Source organism: Sphingomonas sp. 37zxx, from assembly GCF_000786205.1.
Taxonomy (GTDB): Bacteria; Pseudomonadota; Alphaproteobacteria; order Sphingomonadales; family Sphingomonadaceae; genus Sphingomonas.
This window is the reverse complement of the sequence record NZ_JROH01000014.1, coordinates 52389-61479: the sequence shown is the minus strand read 5'-3', so window position 1 is coordinate 61479 and position 9091 is coordinate 52389. Positions and strand designations below refer to the sequence as shown.

The 9091-nt window shown below is 62.9% G+C and carries 9 protein-coding genes; 8 read left to right on the top strand and 1 reads right to left on the bottom strand.

What is annotated here, in order from left to right:
- Positions 1-111: 111 nt before the first annotated feature.
- Positions 112-474 carry a flagellar biosynthesis regulator FlaF gene (locus QU44_RS08440; protein ID WP_033921507.1) on the bottom strand — a complete coding sequence of 121 codons (363 nt, stop codon included), beginning with the start codon at positions 472-474 and terminating at the stop codon, positions 112-114.
- Positions 475-605: 131 nt separating this feature from the next.
- Here QU44_RS08440 and QU44_RS08435 point away from each other — a divergent pair, with 131 nt between their 5' ends.
- The 8 genes from QU44_RS08435 (at position 606) to QU44_RS08400 (ending at position 9087) form a co-directional block, all read left to right on the top strand.
- The gene (locus tag QU44_RS08435; RefSeq protein WP_033921505.1) at positions 606-3026 is read left to right on the top strand and encodes an HAD family hydrolase; all 2421 of its coding nucleotides are present in this window, start codon (positions 606-608) and stop codon (positions 3024-3026) included.
- Positions 3023-3838 (top strand): class I SAM-dependent methyltransferase, encoded by an 816-nt coding sequence (locus QU44_RS08430; protein ID WP_033921504.1) that lies wholly within the window; start codon positions 3023-3025, stop codon positions 3836-3838. Before QU44_RS08435 ends, QU44_RS08430 begins: the two co-directional genes overlap by 4 nt.
- A 98-nt stretch (positions 3839-3936) precedes the next feature.
- Positions 3937-4821 carry a flagellar motor stator protein MotA gene (motA, locus tag QU44_RS08425; protein ID WP_033921503.1) on the top strand — a complete coding sequence of 295 codons (885 nt, stop codon included), beginning with the start codon at positions 3937-3939 and terminating at the stop codon, positions 4819-4821.
- Positions 4796-5125, top strand: coding sequence for an STAS domain-containing protein (locus tag QU44_RS08420; RefSeq protein ID WP_033921502.1), 330 nt, complete (start codon positions 4796-4798; stop codon positions 5123-5125). The genes motA and QU44_RS08420 overlap by 26 nt, the downstream gene beginning before the upstream one ends.
- The gene (locus QU44_RS08415; protein WP_033921500.1) at positions 5122-5487 is read left to right on the top strand and encodes a response regulator; all 366 of its coding nucleotides are present in this window, start codon (positions 5122-5124) and stop codon (positions 5485-5487) included. The genes QU44_RS08420 and QU44_RS08415 overlap by 4 nt, the downstream gene beginning before the upstream one ends.
- On the top strand, positions 5484-7709 hold the full coding sequence (locus tag QU44_RS08410) for a chemotaxis protein CheA (RefSeq protein ID WP_033921499.1): 2226 nt from the start codon (positions 5484-5486) through the stop codon (positions 7707-7709). Before QU44_RS08415 ends, QU44_RS08410 begins: the two co-directional genes overlap by 4 nt.
- On the top strand, positions 7706-8200 hold the full coding sequence (locus QU44_RS08405; protein ID WP_033921497.1) for a chemotaxis protein CheW: 495 nt from the start codon (positions 7706-7708) through the stop codon (positions 8198-8200). The genes QU44_RS08410 and QU44_RS08405 overlap by 4 nt, the downstream gene beginning before the upstream one ends.
- Positions 8200-9087, top strand: a complete 888-nt coding sequence (locus QU44_RS08400; protein ID WP_033921495.1) for a CheR family methyltransferase — start codon at positions 8200-8202, stop codon at positions 9085-9087. Before QU44_RS08405 ends, QU44_RS08400 begins: the two co-directional genes overlap by 1 nt.
- The last annotated feature ends 4 nt before the right edge of the window (positions 9088-9091 follow it).

The following is a 9091-nucleotide window of genomic DNA, read 5'->3' as shown; positions in this document are numbered from 1 at the left end:
CCCTTTTTCAGCAGCCTGTTAGTGGTCCGATGAAGCCTTTATCAAAGTACGGTATTCGGCAAAGGGGTGCTGGCGGCGCGAGGCGCCGCCAGCCGGTAACCTCGCGCTGCCTCAGGCTGTTGCGATGCCGGTGCCCGACAGCCCTTCGATAATGTCGCAATTGACCGCGATCAGATCGTCGATCGATTCCCGGCCGGCGATGACGTCGCTGGTGAACTGATCCACCCACAATGCCAGCGAGATGATGCTGGCGCGCGCCGTCGGGGGAAGCTCGTTCCCGGTAGTACCGCAAACCGCGGAGAAAGTGTGCCACAGCTCACGATTGCGATGCAGCGCGGGCATTAGCTGGCCGCGCGAATGGCCGGCGTCGCGTGCTTCGATCATGTCACCGGTAATCTGCCACATCAGACGTCGTTCGGCCTGGCGGGGCGTTTCGATGATGTTGCGGGCACGTTCATAGGCGTTGAGCGACATAGGCTTTCCTCTGGCTGATACTCCATTTTAGACGGTTCTCAGCGCGAAGCGCGGCAACCTTGCCACTGCTCCCTCCTATAATGTGGTGTGCGCCATTCAGATCGATGGGCACCGACCGATGGAGCCTTCACATGCATGAGACGATACTCGCCAGTGCGCTTCCGCGAGCGTTGGACGGCTATGACCGCGTATCCATTTTGTCGCTCGACTGTTTCGATACGCTGCTGTGGCGCGACACCCATGCGCCAAGCGATGTGTTCCGCACGCTGCAAGGCACGACGCAGCAACAGCGCATCTGGGCCGAACAGCGCGCCCGATCGCGCGCGATGGTGCAGCGCCACGGCAAGGAAGTGAGCATCGAGGATATTTATGTCCAGCTGCTCCCGAACGCCGAGCCTGCCGAACGCGCGGCGATGATCGCGGACGAACTGGCGGCCGAAGCCTTTCACTGTTTTGCCTTTCTACCCACGGTCGAGCTGATGCGCGACGCGCGGCGGCGCGGGCTGAAGATCGTGATCATCAGCGACACCTATTTGAACGCAGTGCAGCTGGGCGACCTGATCGCCCGCGCCGCCGGTGATGAGGTGCGGTCGCTGATCGATGAGATTTTCTGTTCCTCCGAATTCGGTGTGTCGAAGAGCGACGGCCTGATCGTCAGGGTCATCAAGAAGCTGGGCGTGCGCCCCGAAACCATCCTGCATGTCGGTGACAACCCCAAGGCGGATCTTGCCGCCGGCAAGGCTGCCGGCGTGCATGCGCTGCATCTGAAGCAATTTTCATCGGCCACCGAGCAACGCCTGCGCCTGGAAGCGGCGACCAGCGCGATGGTCGATGTCGGCGGTTTGCCCAGGAACGGGCATATCCAGCCCCACCGCGCACCGATCGCGATCGGCGAACCGGCGATCGATGATCCTGCCGAATTGCTGGGCTTCACCACCATCGGCCCGGTGCTGCACGGCTTTGCGCACTGGATCGCGCACGAGGCGGCGGCGCTGCGGGCCAAGCGCGCCGGGCAGGTGCATATCCTGTTTCTGATGCGCGACGGCCATTTGCCGCGACTGGTGTTCGATGCGGTCGGCAATGACCTGGCAACGCATGCCGCCGAGATCAGCCGATTCACCGCGACGGCGGCGAGCTTCGCGACGCAGGAGGATGTGGTCCATTATCTCGAAACCGAAACGACCACCCCGGCGCATGTGATCCTGAACCAATTGCTGTTCGAGCCGCAGGAGCAGACGGTGATCCTGCGATCGCTGCCCGCCGATCAAAACCATGTCGCCTTGTGCAAGGCGATCCGATCGGGATCGCGCATGAAGCAGGTGCTGGCGCGATCGAGCCAGTTCGCCGAGCGGCTGAAGGCGTATCTGAACGCGATCGTCGCGCCGGCGGTGGGCGACACGCTGTTGATGGTCGACCTTGGCTATAATGGTTCGGTGCAGAACCAGGTCGAGCCGGTGCTTCGCCGGATGCTGGGTGTCGACGTCGCGGGGCGGTATCTGTTGCTGCGCGAACAGGAGATTTCGGGCCTCGACAAGGCCGGGTTCATCGATGCCAATGGCTATGATGCCGATACGCTCGACGCATTGTGCGGCAATGTCGCGGTGCTCGAACAGCTTTGCACGGCAGCGCAAGGGTCGGTCGTCGACTATACCGCCGACGGCAAGCCGGTGCGCGCGGTCAACGCCATCAAGGGCGGGCAAAGCACGGTACGCGACTCGGTGCAGCGCGGTACGATTGCCTTTGCGGGCGGGGCCGACCGGGCGATTATCCGACCTGAGCCGCGAACCGGATCGATCGGGCATCAGCGCGCTGCGGTTGCTGCCCTGGCGCGGCTGATGTTCCTGCCGATGCCGCAGGAGCTGGCGGTGCTCGAACAGTTTCAGCACGACGTGAACCTGGGGGTCGGCTATACCGTGCCGCTGTTCGATCCGGCGATCGGCCGCCAAGGCTTGCGCCAGCGCGGGCTGTTCTACATGCGCGGCGAGGAGCGGATGTATCTGCCCGCCGAGCTGAATGGCGAAGGGCTGGCGGTGAAGCTGACGCTGTTCGCGCAGCGGCGATTTGGCCTGGCGCTGAAATACGCCGATTTCTTTGACAAGACGATCACCCTGCCGGTGCTGATCGCCGATGGCCGCAATGTCGAAACCGCGACCATCACCGCCACCCCGACGCATGACGGCTATTACATCGCACCGATCCCGATCCATGACTGCCGCTATGCGGTGGGGCTGCAATTTGGCCGGCTGTATGAATGGCTGCAGGTGGAAAGCGCCGTGTTCATGCCGGTCGATCGCTTCCTGAGCGAGCAGCAGCGCGCCGGTGCCGAGCAGGTCAACGCGGTGCCGACGCTGGAAGGGATGGAGCGCAACGGCGCGCATCTGTTCCGCTGTGAAGACGAAGCGTCGTTCATGATGATTCCGCCACCACCGCGCAAGGATGCGCGCGCGATGATGCTCGCCGTCGTCTTTCGCCCGATCACCGAGCGCGCCACCGCGCGCGCCGCAGCACCGATCGATGCCCGCGCCGCATTGGTTGGGGAGGACGTGGAATGACCGACCTTCTGATCCATTCGATGCGTGAATTTTCCGACCTGATCCTGGGCAGCCTGGGGTGCGCCGAGGCGCGGCATGTGGTCGAGATCGGTGCCGAGTTCGGCGGCATGTCGCAGATGCTGGCCGATTATGTCGAGGCGGTGGACGGCCATCTCACCAGCATCGATCCCGCGCCCAAGCACGAGTTCCTGGCCTGGGCCAAGCGAGCGTCGCAAGTGACCCATGTCGCCGCGCCGAGCCTGGAGGTGATCGACACGCTACAGAACGTCGATGCCTGGGTGATCGACGGCGACCATAATTACTACACCGTCTTTCACGAGCTTCAGGCAGCCGCGCGGGTGGGCAAGCGCGACGGCAAGCCGTTGCTTGCCTTCCTGCACGACGTGAGCTGGCCCACCGCGCGCCGCGACATGTATTATGCGCCGGAGCGGATTCCCCCCGAATATCGCCACCCCCACACGTTCGGGGCCGGCGCGATGCTGGGCCGGATCGATCTGGTGCCGGGGCAGGGCTTTCGCGGCGAACAGGCATGGGCGATGGCGAACCGATCAGGCGGGCCGCGCAATGGCGTGCTGACCGCGGTGGAGGATTTCATCGCCGAATCCACCGCGTCTGGCCGGCCATTGGCCTTTGCCCATGTGCCGGCGGTGTTCGGGCTGGGCATCCTGTTCGATGTCGAAGAATCCTGGAGCGCCGCGATAGCCGAGCTTGTCGCGCCCTATCACGACAACCCGTTGCTGGCGTCGTTGGAGCAGAACCGGCTGCGAAATTACATGAAAGTGATCGAGTGGCAGGACCGCACCGCCGCCTGATGCGCGGCGAGTCCTAGAATTACTAACCCGCATGCCCGCACCGTCGCATTCTTCCTATAATGCACTACGGGCCATCGCTCGAGGAAACCAAGTACGTCATGTTGAACGGTGTTGGATTTTTGATGATCCTCGGATGCGTCTTCGGCAGCTTTTTGCTGTCGGGGGGAAGTATGGAGGTAATCCTTCATGCCTTGCCGCATGAATTGATGGCGATCGTCGGTGCATCTATTGGTGCATTCATTGTCGCCAATAGCTTTGCCACGGTGAAGAATGCAGGAAAGGGACTGGTTCGATCGTTCAAGGGGTCGCGCTGGAAGGACAGCGACTATAAAGACCTTTTGACGATGATGTATGGCTTGCTCAGCACGTTCAAGAAGGGCGGGGCAACCGGCATTGAATCGCATCTGGACGATCCGGCTTCCAGCAAGTTGTTTTCGCCGTATCCGCGCTTGTTGGCCGACCACCATCTGATTGAATTCATTTGTGATTACTTGCGAATGATGACCATCAGCCTCGAAGATCCCCATCAACTCGCCGAGGCGATGGAGAACGACATCGACAAGCACCATGCCGAAGAGCTGCTGCCGCAAATGGCGTTGCAGACGATGGCGGACGGCCTGCCGGCGATCGGCATCGTGGCCGCCGTGTTGGGCGTGATCAAGACGATGGCGTCGATCGATCAGCCGGTGGAAGTGCTGGGCGCGATGATCGGCGGCGCACTGGTCGGCACCTTTTTGGGCGTGTTGCTGGCGTATTGCCTGGTTGGCCCGCTTGCTTCGAAATTGCTGTCGATCGTCGATGACGACGGCAAGCCATTCATGATCGCCAAGACCGCGATCCTGGGTCACGCGCAGGGTCTACCGACCCAGGTCGCGGTTGAAATCGCACGGCGGATGATCCCGTCGAGCTTCGCTCCTTCTTTCCAGCAACTCGAGACTTCGCTCGAAGAGGCTAAAAATGACCTTAACGCTCTCCCCGCCTGACCCCGACGCCGAGCCCGGCGTGATCTGCCTGAGCGGGCATGGCACGACGGTGACCGCCGTCGACCTGCAGGCCCAGTTGATCGCCGCTGCGGATACCGTCGACGGCACGGCAATCGATGCTTCGTCGCTGCTCAGCGTCGGCCAGGCGGTGTTGCAGCTGCTGATCGCCGCTCGCCAGGAAGCGATTGAGCAGGATCAGGACTTTCGTTTCGTCGGCGTAAGCGACGCTTTTTCAGAACGGGTATCGGGCTGCCAGCTCGCCGAAGCGATTGGCCTCGAGGCCGGAAAGGAACTCTCCCAGTGAGCAAGCTCATTCTCACCGTCGACGATTCCGCAAGCATGCGGATGTTGCTTAAGACCTCTTTGACGGCACAAGGCTTTAGGATCGAAAGCGCCAATGACGGCCAGCACGGTCTTGAGCGGATGCACGATGTCGTTCCCGATCTGCTGATCACCGACATCAACATGCCCAAGATGGACGGGTTCGAGCTGATCGAAGCCGTTCGCGCGGTGCCGCAGTTCCGCGGCACGCCGATCCTGGTGCTGTCGACCGAATTTTCGGATGAAAAGAAGACCCGTGCTCGTTCGGCAGGAGCCACGGGCTGGATCACCAAGCCGTTTGATGCCGAAAAGCTAGGAGCGGCAATCCGCCGCGTCTGCCCGTGAGCGACGAACTCGACGAAATCCAGGCGATCTTCTTTGAAGAATGCGCCGAAGGACTTGCCGTAGCCGAGCAGGGCCTTTCTGCGATGGCGGCGGGTGATGTGTCGAAGGACGTGATCGCCGGCGTGTTCCGCGCGGTGCATTCGATCAAGGGCGGGTCGGGCGCATTTGGCCATTCGGCATTGCTTGCCTTCTCACATTGCTTCGAGAACGTGCTCGACGAGGTGCGTTCGGACAAGATCGTCCCGACGGCAGAGGTCACGAAGGTGATGCTGACCGCGTTCGACATTCTGGCCGACCATGTCGCGGCCGCGCAGGGTGTGGCGGCGCTGCCGTCGGACGCTGCGGTACTTGCTGCGCTTGAGGAGATTCTGGCGCACAAGGGTGTCCCAAGCGCCGGCGGCGCGGCTGTTGCGGCACCTCCTGCCGCGGCCGTTGAAGCGGCGGCACCCCAGGCTGCCGCAGCACCCGCCGAAGACGAATTTGGGTTCAGCCCGGTTGTCGCGACGGTCGATGATTTCGATCCATTTGGTTTCGAGCCGGTGGGCGTTGCGCTGGACGATCTGGAGCCGTCCGAGCCGATGCCGTGGACCGTCCGTTTCGGTCCGTCGCGCGCGGCACTGGCCAATGGTGCCGAACCATTGCTGAGCATCCGCGAAGTCGAGCGGATCGGCGGCGTGATCTTGTCGTGTGACGTCTCAGGGCTGCCATCGCTGCGCGATATTGACCCTGAAGAGAGCTATCTCGTCTGGACGCTGTCGGTGCCCGCGACGGTCGACGAAAGCGCGATCGCCGAGTGTTTCGATTTCGTCGCGCCTGATTCGCTGATCGAGATCATCCCGGGCGTCGCGCCGGAAGTGCCGACCGTGGCCGAGCCGGAGCCGGTGGTCGAGGCTGCACCCCAGCCAGAGCCAGAGCCAGAGCCAGAGCCCGCTCCGGTCGCTGCTGCGCCAGTGCTGACGGTGGTCGAAAAAGCACCGCCGCCGCCGCCAGCCGCGCGCGCCGCGCCCGAACCGCGTCCGATGGACCCGGTGAGCCAGACGATCCGTGTCGATCTGACCAAGCTCGACATGCTGCTGAACCTGGTCGGCGAGTTGGTGATCCGGGGGTCGATCCTGTCGGACCGGCTGTCGCCACTAGACCAGGAGCGCGTTGAACTTCCCGAACTCGCACGGCTGACGCGCGAGATTCAGGACAATGTGATGTCGCTGCGCGCGCAGCCGATCCGTCAGGCCTTCTCGCGCGTGCCGCGCATGTTGCGCGACCTTAGCGTCGAGACCGGCAAGCAGGTGACGCTCGAGGTGAGCGGTGAAACCACCGAAGTCGACAAGGGGGTCATCGAGAAGATCGGCGATCCGCTGACCCATATGATCCGCAACGCCGTCGATCATGGTGTCGAAAGCCCCGAGGATCGGGTGGCCGCCGGCAAATCGCCCCAAGGCCGGATCACGCTTTCCGCCGAGCAGAAGGGCGCGCGCATCCTGGTGCGCGTCAGTGATGACGGCAAGGGGATCGATCGGGCGCGGGTGCGCGGCAAGGCAGTCGAAAAGGGTATCATCGCCGCCGATGCGGTGTTGTCGGATGACGAGATCGACCAGCTGATCTGCGCCCCCGGCTTCTCCACCGCAGAGACGATCTCGAGCATTTCGGGTCGTGGTGTCGGCATGGACGTGGTCCGCTCGAACGTCGAGGCGCTTGGGGGCAGGGTGGACATCACCTCGACCCCCGGACAGGGCACGACATTCACGATGATCCTGCCGCTGACGCTGGCGATCCTCGACGGCATGATCGTTCGTCTGGCGGGGCAGCGCTTCGTGTTGCCGCTGGCCAATGTGATCGAGACGGTGCGGCCCGAGCCGGGGCAAGTCCGCGCGATGACGCCGACCAGCGAAGTGATCGAACTTCGCGGGCAATATCTGCCGGTGCGGCGACTGACCGACCTGTTCGGCTTCGGTGCCGAAACGCGCCGCAGGCCCGAGGAGTCGCTGGTAATCATCGTCGAAAGCGAGACCGCCGGCCATGTCGGTCTGATGGTCGATACGATCGACGATCGCCGCGAAGTGGTGATCAAGAGCCTCGACCAGAATCTCCACCCGATCCGCGGGCTGGGTGGTGCCACCATCCTGGGTGACGGATCGATCGCCCTCATTCTGGATATCGACGCGCTGGTCTCGTCGGCGGGCCAGATACTCCAGAAATTCCCACTCAAAGGATTGGCAGCATGAGCACGTTAAACTCTCCTGGTGAACGCAAGATCGTAACCTTCACGCTGGGTCATCAGATGTTCGGCATCGACATGACGTCGCTGATCGAGATCCGCGAGTGGGAAGACCCGACGCCGCTGCCCAGCGTCCCGGCCTATATCAAGGGCGTGACCAACTTGCGCGGCACCGTGGTCCCCGTCGTCGGCCTGTCCGAACGGCTGGGTTGGGAGCCAAGCGTACTGCATGCGCGCTCGTGCATCCTGGTCGTGACGATCGCGGGCAAGCAGGCTGGCTTTCTGGTCGATGAGGTCGCCGACATCATCCTGATCAACGAAAGCGAGATTCAGCCGGCTCCCGAAGTCGAGATCGGCGAGCCCAGCATCATTGCCGGGCTGGTCCAGGTCGCGCCGCGCACCCAGGAAGGTGCCGCCGCCGGTGATGCATCGACGATGGTGCTGCTGCTCGATCTCGACGCGCTGAATCTCACCCAGCATCTAGAGCTGGCTGCGTAATGGACGCCGTCGTGACCGGTTCGTCGCCAAGCAGCGCTGATGCGCTGAAAGCGGCGGGCAACGCCGAGCTTGGCAGCGCCGAGTTCGCGGCGATCGCCAATATCATGCAACGCGATGCCCGTATTCACCTGACGCCGGCCAAGATCACGCTGGTCCAGTCGCGGTTGAGCCGGCGGCTTCGCGCGCACGGGCTTTCGACGTTTCGGGACTATGTCCAGATGGTCGGGGCCGATGCCGAAGAGCGCGCGGCGATGATCGTCGCGCTCACCACCAACCACACGCATTTCTTCCGCGAAAATCATCATTTCGAGCATCTATGCCGCACGGCAATGCCGTGGTTGCAGGACCGTGCGCGGCGACAGCCGGTGCGGATATGGTCGGCGGGCTGCTCTAGCGGTGAGGAAGTCTACACCATTGCCATGTGCCTGCTGGGTACCAGCAGTGCGTCGGCGTCCTGGCTTCGCCAGGGTGACGTTCGCTTGCTGGCGACCGATCTGGCGCCGCATGTCGTCGCCAGCGCCGCCAAGGGCGTGTATTCGGCCGAAACGGTCGCACCGATTCCCGCGGCCTATCGCGATCAATGGATGCGTCAGGTCGGCCCGGACTATGTGATGGTCGAAGAAGCGCGGGCGCTGGTGACGGCGCGCGTCCTGAACCTGTTCGACGCCTGGCCGATGCGCCAGCAATATGACGTCATCTTTTGCCGCAACGTGATGATCTATTTCGATGATGCAGCCAAGGCCGAGCTCGAGGCCCGGTTCGTCGACATGCTCGCGCCGGGGGGGTATCTGTATATCGGTCATTCCGAACGCCTGATCGGTGCTGCTACGAAGGCCATGAGCAATTGTGGCCAGACGATTTATGTAAAGCACGGTGGCCGGACATGACGCA